Annotated in this window: 11 protein-coding genes and 1 pseudogene; 1 reads left to right on the forward strand and 11 read right to left on the reverse strand. The window is 72.7% G+C overall.

The window, feature by feature from the left end:
- From ACZ7DL_RS36920 to ACZ7DL_RS36950, 7 genes are all read right to left on the reverse strand, one after another.
- On the reverse strand, positions 1–2045 hold a 2045-nt coding region (locus tag ACZ7DL_RS36920), incomplete at its 3' end, for a beta-ketoacyl synthase N-terminal-like domain-containing protein (RefSeq protein ID WP_470781150.1).
- 3 nt (positions 2046–2048) lie between these two features.
- Entirely contained in the window at positions 2049–7877 is a 5829-nt protein-coding gene (locus tag ACZ7DL_RS36925; RefSeq protein WP_470781151.1) for an SDR family NAD(P)-dependent oxidoreductase, read from the reverse strand.
- A gap of 21 nt (positions 7878–7898) precedes the next feature.
- Positions 7899–8723, reverse strand: a complete 825-nt coding sequence (locus ACZ7DL_RS36930) for a class I SAM-dependent methyltransferase (RefSeq protein ID WP_470781153.1) — start codon at positions 8721–8723, stop codon at positions 7899–7901.
- The gene (locus ACZ7DL_RS36935; protein ID WP_470781155.1) at positions 8720–9517 is read right to left on the reverse strand and encodes an alpha/beta hydrolase; all 798 of its coding nucleotides are present in this window, start codon (positions 9515–9517) and stop codon (positions 8720–8722) included. The genes ACZ7DL_RS36930 and ACZ7DL_RS36935 overlap by 4 nt, the downstream gene beginning before the upstream one ends.
- Before the next feature lie 62 nt (positions 9518–9579).
- Positions 9580–13080, reverse strand: coding sequence for an ACP S-malonyltransferase (gene fabD / locus ACZ7DL_RS36940; protein WP_470781156.1), 3501 nt, complete (start codon positions 13078–13080; stop codon positions 9580–9582).
- Positions 13077–16682 (reverse strand): type I polyketide synthase, encoded by a 3606-nt coding sequence (locus tag ACZ7DL_RS36945; protein ID WP_470781158.1) that lies wholly within the window; start codon positions 16680–16682, stop codon positions 13077–13079. Before ACZ7DL_RS36945 ends, fabD begins: the two co-directional genes overlap by 4 nt.
- A gap of 52 nt (positions 16683–16734) precedes the next feature.
- Complete coding sequence (locus ACZ7DL_RS36950; protein WP_470781174.1) at positions 16735–21063, reverse strand: type I polyketide synthase; 4329 nt, start codon at positions 21061–21063, stop codon at positions 16735–16737.
- On the opposite strand from ACZ7DL_RS36950, the gene ACZ7DL_RS36955 reads away from it, so the two are divergent.
- Positions 21017–21277, forward strand: coding sequence for a pentapeptide repeat-containing protein (locus tag ACZ7DL_RS36955; RefSeq protein WP_470781176.1), 261 nt, complete (start codon positions 21017–21019; stop codon positions 21275–21277). The two genes, ACZ7DL_RS36950 and ACZ7DL_RS36955, sit on opposite strands and share 47 nt — an antisense overlap.
- Positions 21278–21387: 110 nt before the next feature.
- On the opposite strand, the pseudogene ACZ7DL_RS36960 reads toward ACZ7DL_RS36955, so the two are convergent.
- The 4 genes and pseudogenes from ACZ7DL_RS36960 to ACZ7DL_RS36975 all read right to left on the reverse strand — a co-directional run.
- Positions 21388–22074 (reverse strand): annotated as a pseudogene (locus tag ACZ7DL_RS36960) (methyltransferase); the annotation flags it as partial.
- A gap of 380 nt (positions 22075–22454) precedes the next feature.
- Positions 22455–22850, reverse strand: coding sequence for a VOC family protein (locus tag ACZ7DL_RS36965; RefSeq protein WP_470781160.1), 396 nt, complete (start codon positions 22848–22850; stop codon positions 22455–22457).
- A 51-nt stretch (positions 22851–22901) separates the two neighbouring features.
- Positions 22902–23744: an ABC transporter permease gene (locus tag ACZ7DL_RS36970; RefSeq protein WP_470781162.1), complete on the reverse strand. Its 843-nt coding sequence runs from the start codon at positions 23742–23744 to the stop codon at positions 22902–22904.
- Positions 23741–24793, reverse strand: coding sequence for an ABC transporter ATP-binding protein (locus ACZ7DL_RS36975; protein ID WP_470781164.1), 1053 nt, complete (start codon positions 24791–24793; stop codon positions 23741–23743). Before ACZ7DL_RS36975 ends, ACZ7DL_RS36970 begins: the two co-directional genes overlap by 4 nt.
- Between the last annotated feature and the right edge of the window lie 65 nt (positions 24794–24858).

Consider the following 24858-nt stretch of genomic DNA (forward strand, 5'->3'; position numbering starts at 1 on the left):
GCCACCAACGAACTCGAACACGCCGTGTCCACCGTCACCGCCGGACCCCGCAGATCCAGCAGATACGCAATCCGCGCCGACAGAATCGAACCGGCCTGCCCCATCATCGCCTGGGGGAAGGACTCCTCCGTCCGGTACAGCGTGTGGTAGTCGCCGCCGGTGAAGCCCGCGTAGACGCCGCAGCGGCTGCCGCGGATTCCTGTCCCCGCGTAACCGGCGTTCTCCAGAGCGCTCCAGCTCTCCTCCAGGAAGACCCGCTGCTGCGGGTCCATGAACTCCGCCTCCAGCCCCGACACACCGAAGAACAACGGATCGAACTCGTCGTGTCCGTCGAGGAAGGCGCCGCGGGTGCAGAAGTCCGGGTTCCGGCGCTTGAGGCGGGAGAGGTCCCAGCGGGTCACGTCACCGACGAGGTCGGTGCCCGCGACCAGGTGCTCCCACAGCTCGTCCACGTTCCGGGAACCGGCGAACCGGCCGCTCAGACCGACGATCGCAATGGCCTCCAAGTCGCCGTCCGTGCCGTCGGCCGGGCCCACGGGGGCCGAGGCGACGGAGGTCGAGGCAACAGGGGTCGAGGCCGCGGGGGCCACGACCACCGGCGCCGGAGCGGCGGGTTCGGCCGGCACGGGAGCAGTGGGTTCGGCCGCTGTCGTGAGGACCGACGACGTGAGGACGGACGACGTGAGGACCGACGAGTCGATGAACGCCGTCAGTCGGTCGAGCGTGCCGTGCTCGAACAGCACCGTCGTCTCCAGCTCGGTGCCCAGCACGGTGTTCACCCGCTGCACGAACTGGATGCCCAGGATCGAGTCCAGGCCGTAGTCACGGAACGCACGGTCGCCGGCTATGCCCGTCTCCGGCATCTGGAGCGCCGCGGCCAACTCGGCGAGCAGCGCCGCCCGGTGGCTCGCGGGAGGCTCGGCGGCGGCGGAGGCCGGCTCGGCGGCGGAGGCCGGGGAGGTGGTCGCGGCCGGACGCGGTGCGGTGGCGTCCGGCAGGATGCCGTCGCTCTCCGCGATCACGATCTGGCCCTCCACCCCGGGGACCTCGGCCACCGGGAAGAACACCGACCGGAACCCGGCCTCGGTGAGCACCATTTCCCAGGAGGCCGAGGGCAGTGCCGGGCTGGCGGGCATGCGCAGCTCCGGGTCCTCGTGCAGCCACCAGCCCTCGAGCAGGCCGAAGGCGATGTGCGAGAGCATCGAGCTGTCGTTCATCTCGTTGAGCACGAGCAGGCCGCCGGGCCTGAGCAGCGACTTGGCGTGTGCCACGGCGTCGCGTATCCGCCGGGTGGCGTGCAGCACGTTGGTCGCGAGCACGATGTCGTACGCGGCGGTGTCGACGCCCTGCTCGGCCGGCGGTCGCTCGATGTCGAGGATGCCGGTCACCAGGTACGGCGCGTCGGCGCGGAAGGCCGCCTCGGCCTGCTGGAGGAACGCGCGGGAGAGGTCGGTGAAGCGGTACTCCTCGATCGCGTCCCGGTCGCCGTCGAGTGCCCGGAAGACGTCCTGGCTGGTGGAGCCGGTGCCGGCGCCGATCTCCAGGAGGCGCAGCCGGGCGGAGGGGTTCTCGGCGCGGTGGTGCCGGACGTAACCGACGACGGTCTCGGCGACGATCTCGTTGAGGAAGTCGGCCATGGGGTTGCCCCGGTAGACGGGACGCACCAGGTCGGACGAGCCGCCGGGGAAGAGCACGTCGGTGACCGGCTTGTCACCGGCCAGCAGTCGCGGCAGGGCGTGCAGCATCGCCTCGGCGATGACCAGCCGCGGCCGGATGTTCGCGTCGGCGAGCAGCTCGGCCTTGCGGCGTTCCCACTCCGCCCAGGCCTCGGCCGGGGGTTCGGCGTCCAGGGCGAGCCACAGGTCGCCCACGCGGCGCACCAGGCCCTGCTCCCGCAGCCGGTCCATGCTCGCCGCGAACCAACGGGCCACGTGCTGGGGCGCGCCGTGGCGGGCCGTCACCTCGGGCACGTCGGTCACGTCGTCGCCGCACCAGCCGGCGGCACGCAACTGCGCCCAGAGCAGCCTGCCCAGAAGCTCGTCCATTGCTCAACGCTCCGTTTCGTTCGTTCCGGCGAGCGGTGCGAAGGACCGCTGCCGCACCACTCCCCGCAGGTGCCGCTGTACCGCAGGCAGGGCGGAGGGCCCGGCCACCGGTTCGGCGGCCGCGACGGGCTGGTGCCGTGATGCGTGTTCCGGCTGTGCCGGAGTGTGATCGGGCCGTGCCGGGGGCTGGTCCGGCAGTGCCGGTGCCCGGTCCGGCCGGGGCAGGGTGCTGCCGGGCCGCCAGTGGCGTTCCCGGGCGAAGGGGTAGGTCGGCAGACTGAGCCGCTGCGGGGTGCCCCGCGGATGGAGCAGCCGCCAGTCGACGTCCAGTCCCTTGACCCACCACTGGAGCAGCGACGCGAACCGGTCCCGCTCCACCCAGCTCCGGGCGGTGTCCCGCAGGTCGTCGTCCTCGGCGAAGAGGGCCACGACGTCGCGGTGCTCGTCGGTGCGCGCGTGGTGCCAGTCGCCGGGCCGGCCGTCGAGGAACCGTTCCAGCTGGTCGCCGAGTTCGGCCACCGTCCGGACCGCGACGGCGAGCCGGCTCTCCATCGCGTCGCGTCCCGCCTGGAGCGTGTACGCGAGTGCGGCGAGGTCCTGCTCCGGGACGTGTCCGGACCGGACGAACCGCAGCAGGTTGCGGGCCTGCTCGTGCAGGCGGTCGTCGGTCCTGGCGGACAGGACGACCAGGGCCGGCCGGTCGGCCGGCTCGGTCTCACGGCGGGCCGGCCGGTACTCCTCCAGGACCACGTGCGCGTTCGAGCCGCCGATGCTGAACGAGCTCACTCCGGCCCGCCGCGGCAGTGGTTCGCCGGCCGGGCCGGTCGGGGCGGGCCACGGCTCCGCCTTCTCGACCACGCGGAACGGGCTGCCCGTCAGGTCGATGTAGGGGTTGGCGGGAGTGGCGTACAGGCTGGGGGCGAGGGTCTCGTGCCGCAGTTGGAGCAGCACCTTGATGACGCCGGCGATGCCCGCGGCCAGTTCGAGGTGGCCGATGTTGGTCTTCACCGATCCGAGGGCGATGCTTGCGGTGGGTGCCTCGCGGTCGTCGCCCTCGGCGTACAGCTCCGCGAAAGCGGTCTTGAGCCCGTTGATCTCGATCGGGTCGCCGAGCCTGGTGCCGGTGCCGTGGGTCTCGATGTAGCCGACCGTCCGCGGATCGAGTCCCGCCTGCCGGTAGACCTTCACCAGCAGGTCCGCCTGGGCACGGGGGTTGGGCGCGGTCAGCGACTGGGCACGGCCGCCGTGGTTCTCCCCGGTCGCGCGGATCAGCCCGTAGATGTGGTCGCCGTCCCGCTCGGCCCGGGACAGCGGCTTGAGGAAGACCATGCCGGCGCCCTCGCCGCGGACGAAGCCGTCGGCGTCCGCGGAGAAGGTGCGGCACCGCCCGCTCGGGGACAGCGCGCCCGACTTGCCGAGGCTGGTGTGCAGGCTGGGCTCGATCAGCAGGTTGACGCCGCCGGCGACGGCCGCCGAACACTCGCCGGAGCGGATGGCGCCGACCGCCCGGTGCAGGGCGACCAGGGAGCTGGAGCAGGCGGTCTCGATCGGCTGGCTCGGACCGCGCAGGTCCAGCAGATAGCTCAGCCGGTTCGGGCCGAGGGAGGGGATGCGTCCGACGGCGGTGTGCCCCTCGACATCGGCGTCCGGGTCCCCGAGCAGGCCGTAGCCGCTGTCGAGGGTGCCGATGAACACGCCGGTGTCGCTGCCGGCCAGGGAGGTCGGCGCATGGCCGGAGTCCTCGATGGCCGCCCACACGGTCTGGAGGAGGAGCCGCTGCTGCGGGTCCATCCGGACGGCTTCGTGCGGCGAGATGCCGAAGAAGGCCGGGTCGAACTCCGCCACGCCGTCGATCAGTCCGGCCCAGGGGAATGCGGCGTCAGCTCGCTCGCCCCAGCGGTCGGGCAGCCCGGCCTCGATGCAGTCGCGGCCGGACAGCAGGTTCTCCCAGAGCGCCCGGACGTCGTGGGCCTTGGGGAAGACACCGCTGATCCCCACGATGGCCACCGGGTCGGGCGCGGTGTCCGGCACCGGCCGTGCGGCGCTCCGCTCGGCAGCGGCCACGGCCGGGAGGCCGGCCGGCACCTGGGGAGCCGGCGCTGCGGGCGGCCCGGCGGGCGCCTGGGGCTCCTTCGCGGACTCGGGGTAGGCCGCGCCGAGGTACTCCGCCAGCCGCCCGAGCGTGCTGTGTTCGAAGAGGACCGGCGGGGTGAGGTCGATGTCGTACCGGGCGTTGATCCGGTTGGCGAACTCGGTCAGGGTGATCGAATCGAAGCCGTAGTCGTGCAGTTCGGTGTCTGCGTCGAGCTCCGCCGGCCGGACCCGGAGCAGGGCGGCGGCGAGGTCCGCCAAGTCCGCCCGCAGCTCCGGCCGGGGGGCGGTGGCCCGCGGTGCGCGCGGACGCTGCGGTGTGGCGTCGGCGGGGGCCGTCAGCAGTGCGCGCAGCCGGCCGGGCTCGCCGGCCACCACGAGCACCTGGCTGTGGCCGGTGCTCAGCGCGCTGTGCAGGGCGCGCAGTCCGGCCCGGGTGCTCATCGGTTCGAGGCCGTGGGAGCGGTTCAGGGCGGCCAGGGTGGCCGCGTCGACGCCCATGCCGCCGTCGGCCCACAGCGGCCAGTCGATCGCGACGGTACGTCCGCTGCGCTCGCCCCGGGCGACCTGCTCGGCCCGCCGGTCGGCGAACCGGGCCAGGAAGCCGTTCGCGGCGGCGTAGTCCGCCTGGCCGACGTTGCCGAGCGCGCCGGTGACCGAGGAGAACAGGACGAAGAAGTCGAGCGGGAGGTCCCGGGTGGCCTCGTCGAGGTTGCGGCTGCCGGCGACCTTGGGCGCCAGGACCGCGGCGGTGTCGGTGGCGGTCCTGGTGGCCAGATAGCCGTCCCGCAGCACGCCCGCCGCGTGCACCAGGCCGTCGATCCGGCCGTGCCGTGCGCGTACCTCGGCCACCAGCCGCGCGGTGGCGTCCCGGTCGGTGACGTCGGCCTGCCGGTACTCCACGTGCACGCCGTCGGCGGCGGGGACGGGCGCCGCGGGCGACCGCCCGGTGAGCACGACCGTGGCCCCGTCCGTGTGTCGCGCGATGTCGGCGACCAGCAGGCGGCCGAGGCCGCCGGCCCCGCCGGTGATCAGGTAGACCCCGCCGGTGCGCCACGGCACCGCCGGCTCCGGCACGGCCTGCTCGGCCCAGCGGGCACCCCGCAGGCCGGTCCGGTCCGCCCGGACCCGGGTGGCGCCGCTCAGCGCCCTCGCCTGGTCGAGGAGTCGGCGGACCTCATGGGCACCGGCGTCGGCCGGGAGCACGACCTCCTGGCCTCGGATGCCCGGATACTCACGGCCGGCCGTGAGCAGCAGGCCGAGCAGACCGGCCGTCAGGGAACCCTCGACGACCGCGAGTTGGACGAACAGCGGGCCGGGGGCGCGCGAGCGGAGCTCGTCCAGCAGCCGGACGGCGTCCTCCTCGTAGACGCCGGTGAGCCGCAGGCACGGCAGGTCCGGTACGGCGGGGACTCGCTCGTCCAGGACCACCAGCCGCTCCGTGTCGTCCGGCGCGGCGTCCTGCGGCCAGTCCTGCCAGGTGGGGGCGAGCAGCAGGACGGAGTCGGAGCCGCCACCGGCGTGTCCGCTCCCTCCCGGTGCGTCGGGGTCGGAGCCGGTCGCCTCGGCATGCCAGTACCGCTCGCCGTGGAACGGGTAGGTGGGCAGGGGCACCCGGCGGTGCGGCTTGCCCTGCCACCAGGACGCCCAGTCGACGTTCTCACCGCTGCGGTAGGCCCGCGCGAGTGTGCCGGCGTCGCCCGCGGTGGTGCCCTCGGCCGGCTCGGCTCCGGCTTCCAGGGCCCTGAGCGCGCTCACGAGTTCGTCCATGCTGCCCGCGACCACGGCGTGCCGGTGCGGCAGGTGGGCCCGGCCGAGGGCCAGCGTCGCGGCGACGTCCTGGAGCCGCAGCTCCCCGGCGTCGCGGGTGAGCCGGTCGGCGAGCCGGGCCACCTGACGGCGCAGCGCCACGGGGGTCTTGGCCGACAGCGGCACCGGGTAGGCGGTTTCCGGCTCGCCGGTCGCCACGGCCCGGGCGGGCGCCTCCGCGACCACGACGTGGCAGTTGGTGCCGCTGAAGCCGAAGGAGCTGACCCCGGCGCGGCGCGGCCGGCCCGTGGGCTCTTCCCAGGCGCGCAGCTCGGTGTTGACGTAGAACGGGCTGTCCGCCAGGTCGAGGTGCCGGTTGAGGCGGCGCACATGCAGCGTGGGCGGGATCTCCCGGTGGCGCAGGGCCAACAGCACCTTGAGGAGTCCGGCCACACCCGCGCTCATGATCGAGTGGCCGAGGTTGCCCTTGTGCGAGCCGAGCGCGCAGTAGCCGGTCCGGTCGGTGTGCTCGCGGAACGCCTCGGTCAGCGCCCGGACCTCGATCGGGTCGCCGAGCTTGGTGCCGGTGCCGTGCGCCTCGACGTAGCCGACGGTGTCCGGGTCCACGCCGGCCGCGGCGTACGCCTCGCGCAGCAGCGCCCGCTGGGAGCGGCTGCTCGGCGCGGTGATGCCCTTGGTGCGGCCGTCCTGGTTCATGGCCGAGCCCTTGATCACACCGTGGATGTGGTCGCCGTCGGCCAGCGCCGCGGCGAGGCTCTTGAGGACCACGACCCCGACGCCTTCGCCGATCACGATGCCGTCGGCGTCGTCGTCGAAGGTCTTGCAGCGGCCGTCCGGCGACAGCATGTTGGTCTTCGAGGACAGGACCTGGAACTCGGGCGAGGTGAGTACGAACACCCCGCCGGCCAGCGCGAGTTCGCTTTCGCCGCGACGGATGCTCTCGCAGGCGAGGTGGACGGCGACGAGCGAGGCGGAGCAGGCGGTGTCGACGGTCAGGCTGGGGCCGGTCAGGTTGAGGGCGTAGGAGATCCGGGCGGCGAGGATGGCCATGTCCGTGCCGAGGAAGACCTGTGCGTTGGCCCCGTCGGCGCGCACCGAGCGGTCCAGGTAGTCCGAGGCGCGGGCGCCCACGTAGACCCCGACGCGGCGCCCGGCCAGGGCGTCGACGGCGATGCCGCCGTCCTCGAACGCGCGGTAGGACTCCTCGAGGAACAACCGCTGCTGCGGGTCCATGTGCTCGGCTTCGGCGGGCGAGATGCCGAAGAAGCGCGGGTCGAACCGGTCGTGGTCGTCGAGCAGTCCGGCCCACTTGCTGATGGAGCGGTCGGGGCGCTGCGGGTCGGGGTCGTAGAAGGAGTCCAGCGGCCAGCCCGGCCGGTCGATCTCGCGGACGGCGGTACGGCCCTCGCGCAGCAGTTCCCACAGCTCGTCGAGGTCGCGGGCGCCGGGGAACCGTCCGGACATGCCGATGACCGCGATGTCGCCGGCGGAGACGTTCTCGGCGCAGACGCCGGCGGCGGAGGGGGCTTCGGCCGCCGGGCCGACGTCCTTCGCTGCGGGATCCGACGATTCGGCGGGTGCCGGAGCGGCGTCCTCGGCGTCGGTGGCGTCCTCGGCGTTCCGGGTGCTCCGGGTGCCGGCGGTGTCCCCGGTGTGCTGCGTGTCCTCGGCGGAGCCGGCGTCGGCGCCGTCCCGGCCGAGCAGGTCACCGAGCCCGTCGCCGTACTCCTCCACGACGAACCGGGCCAGCTCGCGCACGTCCTGGTGGTCGAACATCACCTCGACGCCGAGGTCCAGGCCGAGATCGGCGTTGGCGCGGTCGACCACCTCGACCGACATCACCGAGTTGACACCCAGGTCGACGAAGGCGCCGTTCAGCTGCTCGGCGGTCGCTTCCTCGCCGTCCTCGGCGAGTACGGCGGCGAGGACGGCCTTGAGCCGCCGCTCGACGGCATCGAGGGCACGGTTCATCCCTGCGGGTCCCTTTCGTACTTACTTCTGGCCGGCCGACAGATACATCTGGCGCAGGATCGAGTGCTTCTCGTTCTTCATCAGATCCCGCCAGGCCCGGGCGATCTCGCCCAGCGCCTTGCTGCTCAGGTAGCCGTCCCGGACCAACTTGGTGGGGATGCCGACACCCTCGGAACCGAGGAAGCTCTTGCTGCCCACGATGTCGCTGTGGGCGCTGACCACCGTGAAGGTGACCGCCGAGAGCCCGCCGCCCCGCAGGATGCCGGGCAGTTCGCGGCCGATCGTCGGGTTGCCGCCCTCGTCGGCCCGCGAGCGGCAGTAGGCGCCGTAGAGCTCCGACAGGGCCGGAATGTGCGGGGACGTCATCAGGTGCATCTCGAAGTCGTTGTCGACGAACACCGCCCGGCCGCCCGGCTTGAGGATCCGGGCCACCTCGCGCACCGCCGCCACCGGATCGGGCAGATGCTCCAGGACCAGCCGGGTGAGGGCGAAGTCGTAGGTGTCGGACGGCAGTCCGGTGTCCATGATCGACGCTTCGACGATGTCGAGGCGGTCGCCGAAGGCGCCCGACAGCCGGTCACCGGCGACCTCGACCAGCAGGGGGTCGATCTCGACGGCGGTGACCCGGATCTCCGGGAACAGCGTCAGGATCTTCTCGGTGGTGAAACCCGGGCCGCTGCCCAGCTCGACCATCGAGATGCCGTCGCGCAGCCCGTTCTCGCGGTAGTGCCGGCACTCGTCCGGCCAGAACAGCTCGACCTGGGCGCTCAGCCGCTCGATCTCGCGGTCGGTGCTGCCGGCGATGCTGGTCACGCGGTAGGAGCGCTGCTCCGTCTCATCGGTCACGGACGGGCCCCCTCCGCGCCGGCCACGGTCTTGAGGAACGCGTCGGTACGGTCCGCGACCCGGCGCCACTGCGGGTCGAGCATCGAGACATGGCCGACGCCGTCCAGCAGCACCGGCTCGGTTCCGTAGGTCTTGGCGGTGGCCTGCACCGATCGGGCCGAGACCACCCGGTCGGCGGTGGAGCCCAGCACCAGGACCGGCACCGGCAGGGCCGACGCGCCGCTCAGCACGCGCTTGTTCACCGCGTAGTTGACCTTGTCCGACTCGGGCTGGAGCCGGGCGGCGAGGGTGGTCCGCTCCGCCTCCGGGAGCGCGTCGGAGTAGAACAGTCGGGTCGGGAACTCGCCCGCGCCTCGGTTGAAGGCCCGCAGCGCCCGCAGTTCACGGAAGTGGCGGAACATCAGGCGCAGCGATTCGGGGCCGAGCCCGGCCGGCGGGACGGAGTTCAGCAGCACCAGGCCCGCGATCGACTCCGGGTGGGCGCGGGCCACGAGCTGCGCCACGGCGCCGCCCATGGAGTGGCCGACCAGCACCGGAGTGCCCTCGATCTGCCCGGCCGCCTCGACGACGTCGGCCACGTAGTCGGCCAGGGTCAGTTCGTGCAGCCGGTCACGGCCGGGGCTGTCGCCGTGGCCGCGCAGGCTCACGGCGTGGCAGTCGTGGCCGCGCTCCGCGAAGTACGGCATGAAGTGCTCGTCCCAGCACCACGCACCGTGGTAGGAGCCGTGCACGAAGAGCAGCGGCACCTCGGTGGCCTCGGTGGCGGACGGACGGTGGATGACTTCCAGGGACACGGGTCTTGCTCACAATCTCTTCGGCGGGCGGACGGTCCGGGGCGGCGCGCTGTCCGGGGTGGTCAGCGGACGGCGGGCTCCCGGTCCTGCGGGACGAGGCGATCGGAGTCGAATTCGTCGCTGCGGCCGAACAGATCTGCGAAGCGGCCGTTGATGAGCTCTGCGGTGGCGGACATCAGCCGCAGGCCGATCTCGTCCGCGTGCCGGTTGCGCCAGTTCTCCAGGTCGGTGCCCCTGACCCACTGGTTGAAGCTGCCGAGGGCGGGCCCGCAGTGGATCTGGTAGTCGACCCGGCGGTCCGGGTCGCCCTCCAGGGCGGCCCGCGTCGAGTGCGCGAAGTACCACTTGAACAGCAGCGCCATGCGGTACTTGGGGTTGCGCTCGGCCTTCTGGATCTCGGTGGCCGACTGGTAGGCGCGGACCTCCTCCCAGAGCTGGTCGAAGTCCCGGCGGAAGTACTTGTCCTGGAGCATGCGGAGCGTCTTGTCGTCGATGGCGTCGAGCGACTCGAAATGCTTGTAGAGCTGATACAGGCGGTTGGCCCGGCCGGGGAAGAAGGTGCCCCGCTGGAGCACCTGGACCTGCGCCCCGATCTCGAACATGTCGCCCGCCGGGGCGTAGGCGGTGTCCTGCACACCGGCGTTCTGGAGCATGTCCTTGACCGCCTCGCTGGTCCCGGCCTCCACGGTGCACTGGTTCACGGAGCCGGTGAGCACGAAGGCAGCGCCGAGGACGAAGGCGGCGGCCGCGGCGGCCGGACTGCCGATGCCGCCCGCGGCGCCGACCCGGACCCGCTGCGGGTAGCCGTGGGCCACGGCCAGCTCGTCGCGGAGGGCGATGATGGCCGGGAGCAGTGCGACGAGGACGCCGCGGTCGGTGTGGCCGCCCGAGTCCGCTTCGACGCACAGGTCATCGGCGACCGGGACCTCGCGCAGCAGCTCCGCCTCGTGCGGGGTGAGGGCGCCTGCGGTGACCATGCGGGCGACCAGGTCCTCGGGTGCCGGGGCGAGGAACACCCGCGCGACCTCGGGGCGGGACAACTTGGCGATGATCCGGTTGGCGGCCGTCACCCGGCCGTCCGGGCTGCGGCGCAGCCCCTTGGCGCGGTAGCGGACGAGGGCCGGGGTGATGCCCATGTAGGCCGACGCCTCGACGACGCGCACGCCGTGGCGCAGGAATAGGTCGACCGCCGCCTCTTCCGCCTCCGGGTGGGCGGGGCTGTGAATGAGGTTCATCCCGTACGGCTCGCCGTTGGGCAGCTCGCGCTGGATCCGGCGGATCGCGTCCTCGATGTCGTCCGGGCGGACCATGGCGGTGCCGAAGAAGCCGAGCATGCCCGCCCGGCCCATCCGGACGACGAGGTCCACGGAGGCGATGCCGCGGTACATGGCGCCGGCCAGGTAGGCGTGGGTGAGGCCGTAGTCGCGGCGGAAGTCGGGATCGCCGAGCGAGGCCGCGGTGACGGCCATCGGCCACAGGGGCAGCTCGGCCTCCGGCGGCCGGACCGTCTCGGGCGCCGGCGCGGTCACGGCGGAGGGAACGGCGGCGCCGGCGGCCGGGACGGACGCGGCCCGGGTGGCGGCAGCCGGGGTCGCGGGGGCCTGAGCGGGGGCGGCGGGGGCCGGGATGACGGTGGCCCGGGCGGCCGGGGCCACAGGGGCGGCCGCCGGGGTGACGGGAGCCGGGCTGGCGGGAGCCGGGATGGCGGCGGCCGGCTTCTCCGGTGCCGACGGGCCCGCCTCCTCGCGGATCTTGCCGACCAGCTTGGTGAGCACCGTGCCGGGGCCGACCTCGACGAGGTCGACCTCGCCCAGGCCCAGCAGGTAGCGGATCGAGTCGTTCCACTCGACCACGTGGGTGATCTGCTCGGCGAGGCTGTCGGCGATCTCGCCGTCGCGGTGCGGGCGGGCCGTGACGTTCGACAGGACCGGGATCTCCGGGGTCCGGAAGACGGCCTCGCGCAGCATCGGCGCGAACGCCTCCCGGGTGCCGGCCATCAGCTGGGAGTGGAAGGCTCCGCTCACGTTGAGCGGGACGTAGTGCTGGGCGCCGCCCCGGAGGAAGGCCTCGCGGGCCGCCGGTATGTCGGCCTTGGGGCCGGCGACCACCACTTGGCGGGGCGAGTTGTGGTTGGCGACGTCGATGGCCGTCAGCCCCTCGCGGCGCAGCAGATCGCGCACCTCTTCGACGGTCAGGCCGATCACCGCGGCCATCCCGCCGTCCGCGGCCTCGCTCATCAGCTCGCCGCGCCGCTTGACCAGCCGCAGGCCCGTCTCGAAGTCGAGCGCACCGGCGGCGAACAGCGCGCTGTACTCACCGAGGCTGTGGCCGGCGACGACGTCGGGACGCACCCCGGTGTCGGCGACCCGCTTGAGGTGGCTGAGGGCGTTCACCACGTACAGCGCGGGCTGGGTGAAGCGGGTCTTGCCCAGTTCGCGGCGCGGGTCCTCGACGCAGAGCTCCCGGATCGAGTAGCCGAGGACCCGGTCGGCCGTGGCGGTGAGATCGGGGTACTCCTCGAAGAGCCCGGCGCCCATGCCCTTGAACTGGGAGCCCTGCCCGGGGAACAGAAATACGGTCATGCTGCCTTCTTCGGTCGTCGGGCGGGCTGAGCCGCGCTGCGCAAGGGCGGCGGCGGTGGCGTCGGCGAGCCGCTGCCGGTCCTGCATGAAGGGCGTCAGGACCGAGTGACTCGCCGCCTCGGGGCGGTTGCGGCCCAGGAAGGTGGCGAGGGTGCCCCCGGGGCTGAGGTCGAGGTGGAGCGGGTCGCCCGCGGCCGCGAGGCTGCGGACCGCGGCGGGGAAGTCGATCGGCCGGCGGACGACGTTCCAGAAGTAGCCGGCGTCCGGCCGCTCCGGCCGGCTGCCGTCGACGCCGGAGATCAAGGGGATCCGGGGTGCGGCGGGTCGGAGGCCGCGGAAGAGGTCGCGGAACTCGCCGGCGAACGTGTCGATGTGGGAGGAGTGGAAGGCGTGCGGCACCGGAAGGACCTCGGCGGGGATGTCCCGTGCGGTGAGTTCCGCCCTGAGCTCGGCGATCCGGGTCACGGTGCCGGACACCACGAAGTGCTCGGGGTAGTTGACCGACGCGAGTTCGGTGCCCGCGAAGACCGGGTCGCGGTCGAACGAGGTGACGTCGTTCAGGACGGCGAGCATCCGGCCGGGCGGGCCCGACCGCTCGCAGAGCTGCGCCTGCCGGACGACGGCGGTCAGCACGTCCTCGATCGGCAGCACGCCGGCGACGGCTGCCGCCGCGAACTCGCCGAGGCTGCTTCCCGCCACGTAGTCCGGCTCGACACCGCGTGAGCGCAGCAGCCGGGCCAGCGCGTACTCGACCATGACGATCGCCGGGTGGGTGAGCAGCAGCCGGTCGAACGGCTCCCCGACGCTGCGATCGGCGGCGTAGAGCTGCTCGACGACCGAGAGGCCGGCCGTCTTCCGTACCACGTCGTCCAGTTCGCGCATGGAGTCACGGAAGACCGGCTCGTGGTCGAACAGCGGGCGCCCCATGCCGTGGTACTGGGAGCCCTGGCCGCCGAACAGGAAGGCGATGGGCCGTCTCATCGTGCGCCCTCGATGTACTCGGCCAGCTGCGCCACGGTCGACATCCCGTACAGGTAGTAGAGGTCCAACTCGACCCCGTGCGCCTTGCGTACCTCGGCGGCGAGCTCGACCCCGAGCAGCGAGTGGCCGCCCAGCTCGAAGAAGCTGTCGTCGGCACCGACCTTCTCGACCCCGAGGACTCGGGAGAACAGTTCGGCCAGGGCCAGCTGGGTCGCGCCGCTCGGGGCCGCGTAGGCGGTGTCCAGCTCGGGGCGCGGGTGCGTGCCGGAGATCCGGTGGGTGCTCCGGTCGCTGCGGCCGGTGGAGCCGATCCACTTGCGGTAGCGGGCGGTGAAGTCGGTCGCCGAGATGTCGATCTCGACGGCACCGGTGACCGCGAAGGCCAGCTCGAAGCAGGCAAGGCCCTCCTCCGTGGTGAGCACGGAGGGCTTGACCCGGTCGAACAGGGCGACCGGCAGGTACTGGCTGATGCCGACCCACTCGACGGTCCAGGAGTCCCAGGCCTGCACGGTCCACGCCTGCTCGGTCTGCCGGGCGCGCAGGGTGGCGTACGCCTTGGCGTAGTTGCCGACGGTCGCGATGTGGAAGAAGCCGTCGCCGCCGAGGACCGACCCGAGGGAGTTGGTCATGATCCGGAAGTCCAGCTCGTGGTCGGCGAACATCCGGTCGAGCAGGACGAGGCTCGCGCCGACCGCGGCGAAGTGCCGGCCCCAGTCCTCGACCGTGGCCGCGCGGATGGTGTCGACCCGCTTGGCGTTGGACGAGCCGGGGGCGTGGATCAGGCCGTGCACCGGGCCGTGGCGCTGCTCGACGTCGGCGCGCAGGGCGTCGTTCTCCGCCGGGTCCTCCGCCAGGTTGCCGAGCCAGTGTGCGCCGAGGCCGATCAGCTCGCGTGCCTTGCGCACCCGGGCGGCGATCGGGTCGTCCTCGGGGTGCTCGGCCAGCCAGGCGTCCCACTGGTCCTCGGTGGGGAAGTCGGACTCCTCCAGGAGCAGCAGCCGGCCGCCGCGGTCGCGCACGATGTGCTCGGCGATCAGCGAGCCGATGCCCTCCAGGCCGCCGAAGACCAGGTAGGTGCGGCCCGCGCGCAGCCCGGTCGGCCGGGGGGCGTCCGGTTCGACCCTGACCGGCTCGTAGCCGCGCACGTACCGCTTGCCCGACCGGTGGGCGCTGAACAGGTCGCCGGTGTCGTGGCGGACCTCGGCGAGCAGCTCGGCGATCCGGCGGTCGGTGTCCGTGGCGCCGGACAGGTCGACCACCCGGGAGACGATGTGGCCGTAGGTCTGCTGGAGGACCAGACAGGCGCCGCCGATGGTGGCGGCGTGCACGTCGAGGTCCTCCGTGCCGGTGACGTCGAAGACGTCCTCGGTCACCGCCGTGAAGGTGAGCGGCCGCTCGTGGGAGAGCGCGTCGAGGGCCTGGGCGAACCGCAGGATCGGGAAGAGGATGGACTCCTGCTCGGCGAGCAGCGCCTTGCGGTCGAGCCGGTGCGGCTGCTCGGCGCGGCGGCGCAGCGGCCAGCAGTAGAGGACGCCGTCGGGCAGCTTCTCCTGGGTGCGCAGCTCGGACAGCAGGGCCGTGTAACCCTCCTGGTCGGCGGGGTCCAGCACGAACGAGCCGTCCTCGCGCCGCTCGTAGCGGCTGCCCGCCGTCACCGTCACGACCTCGTGGTCCGCGGCCAGGGCCGCGGCCGCGCCGACTGCGACCCCCTGGTCGTCCGCGAAGACCAGCCATGTGCGGCGCCCGGACGCGGGCACGGTGAAGGGCAGCGGACGCTGCTTGAACACCGGGAGGGAGAACCAGTCGCCCATGTCGGGCAGCTTGGTGAAGTAGGCCTCGTCGTCGAGTCCTGCGGCCTCGGGGACGATCTCCGGCTCGTGCCAGTAGCTGCGGTGCTCGAAGGGGTAGGTGGGCAGCGGCACGCGGAGTGCGGAGCCGGCGGGCCACCGCGACTGCCAGTCCACGTCCTCACCGGCCAGCCATGCGGCCAGCCCGTCCGGCCCGGCGGTGTCGCCCGGGCCGAGCAGGGCCTCCGGGTCGGCCTCGGCGAGGGCGCGGGCGGCGCTGCCGACGGACCGGGCGAGCAGCGCCCGCCGGACCCGGAAGTGCCGGCGCCCGCACTGCAGTGTGTAGGCCACATCCGCCAGGGACAGCTCCGGGTGGGCCGCCAGGTGGCGGGCCAGCGCACCGGTGGCCCGCTCCAGGGCGGCCTCGGAGCGTGCCGAGAGCAGCAGGACCTGCTCGCCGTCGGAAGCGGCGACCGGTGTGGCGGCCGGCGCCTCCTCCAGGACGACATGGCAGTTGGTGCCGCCGATGCCCATCGAACTGACGCCGGCGCGGCGTGGTGCCGGCCCCTCCGGCCAGGGGGTGAGCCGGGTCTGCACGTAGAACGGGCTGGTGGCGAAGTCGATTTCGGGGTTGGGCTCGGTGAAGTTGAGGCTCGGCGGTACCTCGCGGTGGTGCAGGGCGAGCACGGACTTGATGAATCCGGCGATGCCCGCCGCGGCGTTGAGGTGGCCGATGTTGGTCTTCACCGAGCCGATCGGGCAGTAGCCGACCCGGTCGGTCCCGGTACGGAAGGCGTTGGTGAGTGCGGCGAGCTCGATCGGGTCGCCGAGCGCGGTGCCGGTGCCGTGCGCCTCGACGTAGCCGATCTCCTCCGGCAGGACGCCCGCCTCGGCCAGCGCCTCCACGATGACCCGGCTCTGCCCCTCGACGCTGGGCGCGGTGTAACCGACCTTCAGGGAGCCGTCGTTGTTGACGGCCGTGCCCTTGACGACGGCGTAGACGTGGTCGCCGTCGGCGATGGCGGCCGACAGCCGCTTGAGGACGACGACGCCGCAGCCGTCGCCCCACACCGTGCCCTGGGCCTGGGCGTCGAAGGCCCGGCAGTGGCCGTCCGGCGACTGGATGCCGTCCTTGACGTACCGGTAGCCGCGGTCGTTGGGCACCACGATCGACACGCCGCCGACCAGGGCCATGTCGCTCTCGCCGAGCAGCAGGCTCTGCCGGGCCAGGTGGATGGCGACCAGCGAGGTCGAGCAGGCGGTGTTGACGTTGATGCTGGGGCCGGTCAGGTTCAGCTTGTAGGAGACCCGTGAGGGCAGGAAGTCCTTGTCGTTGCCGATCAGCATCTGCTCGAGGCTGGTGGACCGCCAGAACGAGGCGTTGCGGCCCAGCACCTCCAGCACGTACGAGTTCATGCCGAGCCCGGCGAAGACGCCGATGTCGCCGTCGTAGCCGCCGGGGTCGTACCCCGCGTCCTCCAGCGCCGCCCAGGCGCACTCCAGGAACAGGCGGTGCTGCGGGTCGGTGGCCCGGGCCTCGTTCGGGTTGATGCCGAAGAAGTCGGCGTCGAAGCCCGCGATGTCGTCCAGGGTGGACGCGGCCTTGACGTAGTCCGGGTCCCGAAGGTCGGCCGCGGGCACGCCGCGGGCGAGCAACTCCTCGTCGGTGAAGAACTGCACCGAGCAGACGCCGTCGCGCAGGTTGCGCCAGAACTCGGTGACGTTCGCCGCGCCCGGGAAGGCGCCGGACATCCCGATGACGGCGATGTCCAGATCGATCGGGGCGTGCTCTGATGCCGTCGGCTGCACGGTCACGGATGGAGCTCCTGTCGGTCCTGGCGGTCGTGAAGGTGGTGGGCGGGGCAGCTCACGCGGGTGCCGCCAGCCGGGCGATGGCTGCCCGCCGTGCCCGGCCCTTGCGCCGGCTGCGCTCGTACGACGGGCCGGTGGCGGCCGCGGCGAGGTGCCGGGTGAGGGAGTGCACGGTCGGGTGCTGGAAGAGGGCGACGCTCGGCACCTCTCGGCCCAGGGCCTCGCGCAGGCGCAGCGAGAGCTGGACCAGCAGGACGGAGTGGCCCCCCAGGTCGAAGAAGTTGTCGTGCGGGTCGAGGTCCGCGACACCGAGCAGCTCCCGGTAGGCGCTCTCGACCACGTCCCGGACCGCGGCCTCGGCGAGCGGGGCCCCGCCCGCGGCAGGCACCGGCTCCACGGCCACCGGCTCGACGGCCGACGGCTCCACGGCCACCGGCTCGGCTGCTGACGGCTCCCCCACCGGCTCGACGACCGACGGCTCGGCCACTGGCGGCTCCGCGGCCGACTGCTCGGCGGCCGCACCGGCTCGGCCCACCGGCAGGCCGGGGTCCTCGCAGACGGCGGCGAGCAGGCGTGCGTAGCGGTCCGCGACGGACGCGATCGTGTCCTCGTCGAACAGCGCCGGGTTGTGGAGCAGCAGCAGCGTGTAGACACCGTCGGTCTGTACGACCTCCAGCGTCAGGTCGAACATGCCGGCCTGGTGCACGCCGAGCATCGGTTCCAGGGCGAGCGCGGCAGCGTCCGGTGCCGCTGCGGCGGGCAGCTTGAGCCAGTTCTGGAAGACGAACGAGGACTGCACCGTGCCGCCGTCGCGGCCGAGTTCGGAGACCGGGTAGTCGCCGTGCTCGAAGGCCTCGTACACCTCCGTCCGGACCCGGGCCACCAGCTCGGAGAAGGGGTCCGTCCCCGCGACCGAGGTGCGGATCGGCACCTGGTTCACGAAGTATCCGATGGTGTCCTGGAAGCGGGGCTCGGGCCGGCCGTGCAGCGGGGTGCCGACCAGCAGGTCCGGGCGCCCGGTCCACTGGTGCAGCAGGGCGGTGTAGGCGCTGAACATCACCACGAACGGGGAGGCGCCCAGGTCGGCGCCGAGGTCGCGGACCCGGTCGGTGAGCTCGGCGGGCAGGCGCCGTTCGAGGACCGCGCCCTGGAAGCGCGCCGCCTCGGTGCGCGGCCGGTCGAGCGGCAGCCCGAGTTCGGCGGGTGCGCCGGCCAGCCGGTCGCGCCAGTACGTGCGGGCGGCGACGCCCCGGTCGTCCGCCAGGAAGCGGCGCTGCCAGTCCACGAACTGTGCGTAGGAGCCGTCCGGTTGCGGCAGCGCCACAGGTTCGCCGCGGACCTCGCCGGCGTAGAGCGCGGCCAGTTCGCGCAGCAGGACCAGCAGCGACGTGCCGTCGAAGACGATGTGGTGCAGGGTGACCACGAGGACGTGGTCGTCCGGTGCGAGCGAGAGCAGGTGGACCCGCAGCAGCGGCCCCTCGGCGAGGTCGAAGGGTACCCGGCCCCGCTCGGTCACCAGGCTCAGCAGCTCGTCGTCGGTGCGCGGCCCGATCTGCTCGACGGTGCACGACACCGGGGCGGTGGGACGAACGGTCTGGACCGGTGTGTGGCCCGCCACGTCGACCGTGGTGCGCAGCGCGGGATGCCGCTGGACGAGCCGGTGCAGCGCCGCCTCCAGGGCGTCCGGCCGGACCTCGCCGCGGACCCGGAAGGCGTGCGGCAGGTGGTAGGCGGAGTTCCCCGGTGCCAGCCGCTCCAGGGACCAGAGCACCTGCTGCGCCGCGGACAGCGGAAACACGGCCGCGTCGTCCGGCGCGTCCGGCGCGGCCGGCGGTTCGGGCTGTGCGGGCCGCTCGGAGGCGGCGCGGTGTTCCGCGACGACGAGTGCGGCCAGGTCCTCGACCGACCCGCTCTCGAAGACGGCCCGGCTCGCCAGGTCCACGCCGTAGTTCTGGAGGATCGCCGTGCGCAGGGCGACGGCGTTGATGGAGTCGAAGCCGTACCGGATCAGCGACTCACCGGTCTCGATGCGCTCGGCGGGCACCGCGAGGATGCCGGAGAGCCAGGTCACGACCGATTCGGCGACGGCGGCCTCGGTCACCTCCGCCCGGGCCGGCGCCGGGGGCACCGCCATCGGCTCGGGGCGGGCGGGCAGCGCGGGGCCGGCCACCGGGGCGCCCTCACGGGGCTCGGGGACCCAATAGCGCTCGCGCGCGAACGGGTAGGTGGGCAGGGGGACCCGGCGGTAGCCGCCCCCGCGGAACAGCACCTCGTAGTCCAGGTCGTAGCCCTGGGCGTACAGGTCGGCGACCACCTGGAGGTGCTCGGTGACCTCGGCCGCCTCGGCGCCCGTCGCCGCCGTGCGCAGGCTCTGCTCGCCGACCCGGCGCAGCGCGGGCCGCTGGTCGCGGCGGTCCCGCGGAGTGGCGTCGGATACGTGGGCGGCCGGGTGCCGGCCCTGGTCGAGCCATGCGCGCAGCACCTCGGCGAGCTCGGCGGCGTCCCGGACGACACAGGCGAGCCGGTGCCGGTGGTGGCGCCGGCCGGTCAGCAGGGTGAACGCGATGTCGGCGAGCTCCAGGCCGGGGCGGGTGGTGCACGCGGCGAGCAGCCGCTCGGCCTGGAGGCGGACCTGCACGGCGCTCTGCGCGGAGAGCACCACGAGGTGCACCGGGCGGGCCGGCCGCGCCCGGGTCGTGGGGGAAGCCTCCTCGATGACCAGGTGCGCGTTGGTGCCGCTCAGCCCGAACGAGCTGACCGCGGCGGTGCGCGGACCCTGCTCGGGCGCCGTCCACGGCACGGGCCGGGTGTTGAGGTAGAAGGGGCTGTCGTCGAGGTCGATCGCCTGGTTGGCGCGCTCGAAGTTCACCGAGGGCGGGATCGTTTCGTGCCGCAGGGCCAGCAGCACACGGAGCACACCGGCCACACCGGCGGCGGAGGTGGTGTGCCCGATGTTGCTCTTGATCGAGCCGATCGCGCAGTACGACGTGCGGTCGGTGTAGGCGCCGAACGCCCGGGTGAGCGCCTGGAATTCGATGGGGTCGCCGAGCGGCGTGGCGCTGCCGTGCGCCTCCACCATCCCGATGCGCGCCGGGTCGATGCCGAACCGGTCGTAGACCTGGCGTTCCAGTTGTTCCTGCGAGCGGGCGCTGGGGGCGGTGATGCCGTTGGTGGCGCCGTCCTGGTTGGTGCCCCAGCCGCGGATCACGCCGTAGACATGGTCACCGTCGGCGAGGGCGTCCTCGTACCGCTTGAGCACCACGACGCCGACGCCCTCGCCCGGGGCGAAGCCGTTGGCACGGTGGTCGAAGGAGTAGCAGCGTCCGTCCGGGGACAGCATGCCCGCCTGGCTGGCACCGAGCAGGAACCCGGGCGTGGAGGTGACGTACACGCCGCCGGCGAGGGCCATGTCGGTCTCGCCGGTGCTGAGGCTCTGGCAGGCCAGCTGGATGGCGACCAGCGAACTGGAGCAGGCGGTGTCGACGGTCAGCGCCGGCCCTTGCAGGTCGAGCAGGTACGAGATGCGGGCGGAGAGCGCCGACGGCGCGTTTCCCCACATGGCCTGGGCGGGCGGGTTGACACCGCACAGCATCTGGTAGTCGCCGCCGTTGAAGCCCGCGTAGACGCCGCAGGCCCGGCCTTCGACACCCCGCCCGGCGTGACCCGCGTCCTCCAGGGCCGTCCAGCACTCCTCCAGGAACAGCCGCTGCTGCGGATCCATGTACGTGGCCTCGAGGCCGGAGATGCCGAAGAAATGGGGGTCGAAGAGGTCGATGTCGTCGAGCAGGCCGGCGCGGGTCGTGTAGCCGTGCGGGGACTCGGGGAAGCGGGAGTAGAAGTCGGTGAGGTCCCAGCGGGTCACCTCGTCGACGAGGCACTCGCCCGCGAGGAGGTGCTCCCACAGAGCGTCCACATCTGCGGAGCGGGGGAAGCGCCCGCTGATGCCGATCACGGCGATCCCTCCGGCCGGGGCGGCAGTGGGCACGCCGGGCGGCCGGGGCGCCTCGTCGCGTACGGCCGCGGCGGCGGCTGCCGGGGGCGCGGACGGGGCTGCGGCCGCCGGGGCCGCGGGGGCCGTCGAGGGCTCGGCCGGGGCGGGCCGGGGCGGGGCCGGTGTCGCGGTGACCGTCTCGGCCGCGTCGGCCACGATGTGCGCCGTCAGCTTCTCGACGGAGCTGTGGTCGAAGAGCACGGTCGAGTCGAGCGTGGTGCCGAGCTGCTGGTTGATCCGGTGCAGAAGTTCCACGCCGGTCAGGGAGTTGATACCGAAGTCGGCGAACGGCATGTCCAGCTCGACGTGTTCGGGGCGCAGACCGAGCGCGCTGCCGAGGGCGGCGATGACGGTGTCCCGCACGTGCGGTTCGAGCGCGGACGCGGAGTCCACGCGAGGAGCGGCGAGCGTCGCCGCCGGGGCGGACTTGGCCGGGACGGACTTGGCCGGAGCGGACTTGGCCGGAGCGGACTTGGCCGGGGTGGACTTGGCCGGGGTGGAGTCTGTCGGACGGCCTTCCGGCCGGGTGGCGCGGCGGACCAGGCCGTCGCTCTCGGCCACGATGACGTGCCGGTCGGTGTCCGTCGCCGGGCCGGTGGGCAGGTAGACGCCCGGGAAGCCCTCGGTGGCCAGCAGGGCGCGCCACCGGGCCAGGTCCGGGCGCGGACGGCCGGGCGGCAGCCCGTGGACCAGGTGCTCGAACACGGCAGGACGGGCCGGTTCGTCGAGGACCAGCAGGCCGTGCCGCTTCAGGGCGCTCTTGACCGCACGCAGGGCCTCCCGTACGTCGGGCACGGCGCCGAGCACCCCGCGGGCCACGACGACGTCGTAGCCACCGGGCTGCTGCGCGGTGAGGCGGTCCGGCTCCGCTACGACGTACTCGACCGTGTGACGGTGCCGCGCGAGCCGGTCACGCAGTTCGGGCGTGCCGGGCGCCGGCGCGAGCTCCAGGACGCGGACGCCCTGCGGCCCGGGCAGCTCGGCCCGCGCGTCAACATAAGCCTCGACCATGTCGGCCACCACGGCGGCGGTGTGCGGCGACGGGGTGACCGTCGGGCGCGCGGTGTACTCGGGGAGTACGTCGGCGACGGTGAGCCGGCCGGTCAGGAGGTCCGGCAGGGCGCGGAGTACGGCAACGGCCGCGGACAGCCGGGGCAGCTCGGCCGCGTAGCGGTCGTCGGCCGTTGTCCGGGCCAAGATCCGCTCGAAATCGTCGACTTGATCCGACGTCAGGCCGGCGTCGGCGACCAACTGCCGGCTTCCGGCCAGCCAGTCGCGGACGGCCGTCGGGTCGACCGCACCGGTCTCGTCCTCGGGGAGGCGCAGTGTGGACAGGCGCGCGGCCAGCAGCCGCACAAGCGGCCGGTCCGCCTCGTCCGGCAACGATTTCGGAAAAACGGACATCCTGCCAACACCCCCAAGTCAGCTGGTGACGCCCCGCCGTCCATGCCCCGTCCCGGACGGAACATCTCTGAGAATTCGGCGACGCTGAAGCAAAAGAAGGGTGTGACGAACGCCCGTCATCCCCCGTGACGTTGTATGAGCGCGACGCCCCCCAAGGCGTCGCCGACCTGAACCCCCGTCAAAATCCCCCGGTGAAAGGCCGTTGAACGACCCGCCACTCAGCATATACGTAGTCCAGCAGGGGAGCCACTTCCGGCCACTTCGCATTTCAGGCGTGAACGCGTCGGTCACTGAACGCGCTCGGGAAATTGCGCAAGGTGAGGACGGCCGGGCCGCCGCGGGCTCAATCCGCCCGGGAGCCACGGCCGTCCCCGCTCCGGTCAGGCGGCCTCGGGGTCCATCTGCCGGAGTTCGATGAAGTTGTCCTCGGTGTCACGGCAGTAGGCGACCCAGCCCACACCCGGGATCGTGACCTTGGGCGACACCAGGGAGCCGCCGTTGGCGACCACGGCGGCCATGTCGTCGTCGATGGCGCTGGACTCGATACCGCACATGAAGGCGTTCAGCAGCTGGCTGTCGACCTTGGCAGGGCGCTTCATCAGCGTGCCGGGCAGGGCGGGTTCGTCTTCCGTGCCGGTCTCGATGAGGTAGAACTCGTCGCTGCCACCCCACTCACCGCCCCACTTCTCGATGTGCCAGCCGAAAACGTTCCGGTAGAAGTCGGCGGCCCGGAGGACGTCATCCGCCTGAATAGTGAAATAGACGATGCGTGCCATTGCTTGTGTCTCCCTGAATAGCTGTCAGCTGTCGTGGTGTTCCCGGCCGCGTCAGCGGATCGCGCGGCTCTTGAAGGTGCGCAGGCCGAGCGTGAAAAAGAGCCCGGCAAAGCCGATCAGACCGACCAGCACCCATCCGATGGCGAGCGACGGCGTGTGGGCGCCGTTCTCGCCGAGCGGCACCATCGCGTAGCGCAGCCCCTCGGCCGAGTACGTCAGCGGGTTGAACAACGTGACGACCCGGAAGACCGGCAGGGAGTCCAGGGACGCCCAGGGGTACTGGAGGCACCCGGTGAAGAGCATCGGCGTGAACAGCGCGGCGAAGGCCAGGGCGATGTGCTCCGACGGCACGACCGTGCCGAAGACCAGACCCACAGCGGCACCGAGGATCGCGGTGAGCACGATGAGGCCGATCATCAGCGGGATCGATCCCGACTGCACCAGATACTCGTCGCCGAGGATCCAGTACGCCAGCGGGAAAAGGATCGCCGCGCTGATCAGCCCGCGCAGCGTGGCAAAGATGACCTTCTCCAGCACGATCGCGCCGACCGGGGTCGGGGCGAGGAGCCGGTCGTCGATCTCGCGCGTGAAGCCGAGGTCGAGCGAGAGCGGGAGCATGATGCCCTGGACCGCGGCGAGGAACACCGTCAGCGTGACGATGCCCGGCAGCAGCAGGCCGCCGTAACCCGGGGTCGCGATGCCGATCTCGGGCAGCACGACGCCGAAGACGTAGAGGTACAGCAGCGGTTGCATGAACGCCTGGATGAGGAACGCGACGAAGCCGCGTGCCGTGACCAGGATGTCCCGGCGCAGGATCGCCCAGAACGCGGTCATCGCGAGCTTGGTTGTGCCCGCCTGCGGCGGGCGGTTCGTCGTGGTGACGGCGGCGGTCACGGGCGGAGGTTCCTTCCGGTCAGGTGGATGAAGACGTCTTCGAGGCTCGGGGACGACAGCCGCAGGTCGCGGACCTGGGCGCCCTCCTCGGCGACGGCCTGGATGACGGCGGGGACGAGCGCGCCGGCGTCGTCGGAGAACAGCCGGAACCGGGCGATGCCCGAGTCGCCGTCGCCGTCCGCCGCGAGCGGCTCGACCTGCTTGGCGCCGAGGGTGCGCAGGCTGCTCAGCAGGTCGGCGGCCGGCCCCTCGGCCAGGGCACCGTCACCGGCGTCTTCCGCGGCATCGGTGGCGGCGGGAGCGGCGCCTTCGGGCAGGGCCGCGTGCAGCTCCAGCAGACCGCCACCCGGGATGATCTTCTTCAGCTCGTCCGGGGTGTCCAGGACCAGGACCTTGCCGTGGTCGACCACGGCGACGCGGTCACAGAGCTGCTCGGCCTCGTTCATGTCGTGGGTGGTGAGGACGATCGTCACGCCGCGCTCGTTGAGCTCGCGGATGCGGTCCCACAGGAAGTGTCGCGACTGCGGGTCGAGGTTGTTGGTGGGCTCGTCGAGGAAGAGCACCTCCGGGTCGTGCATCAGGGCCCGGGCCAGCATCAGGCGCTGGGCCATACCGCCGGAGTACCGCGGCACCTTCTCCTGCGCCCGGTCGGCCAGCCCCAGTTCGGTGAGCAGCCGGTCGGCGCGCGCCTCGCGCTCGGCCTTCGGCACGCCGTGGTAGGCCGCGTGATAGGTCAGCACCTCACGGGCCTTCAGGCTGCGGTCGAGGTTGTTGATCTGCGGCAGCACCGCGATCCGCGGCTTGACCCGCAGCGAGTCGGCGATGTCGACACCGGCGATCCGGACCGTACCCGAGGACGGCTGCACGGCGGTGGTGAGGACACCGACGATGGTCGTCTTGCCCGCGCCGTTGGGCCCGAGCAGACCGAATATCTCACCCCGCCTGATGGTGAAGGAGACCCCGTCGACGGCGTTGCCCTCCGCCTTGGGATAGGACTTCACCAGGTCTGTCACTTCTACGGCGGAATCGCCTTGCACTACTGCCTCCACGTGCCCTCCTTGAGCCGACGGCGTTGTGAGCGGCGGCCGGCATGCGTCACATGCCCGGCCGTCGC

Source organism: Streptomyces sp. NPDC036984 (assembly GCF_055607665.1).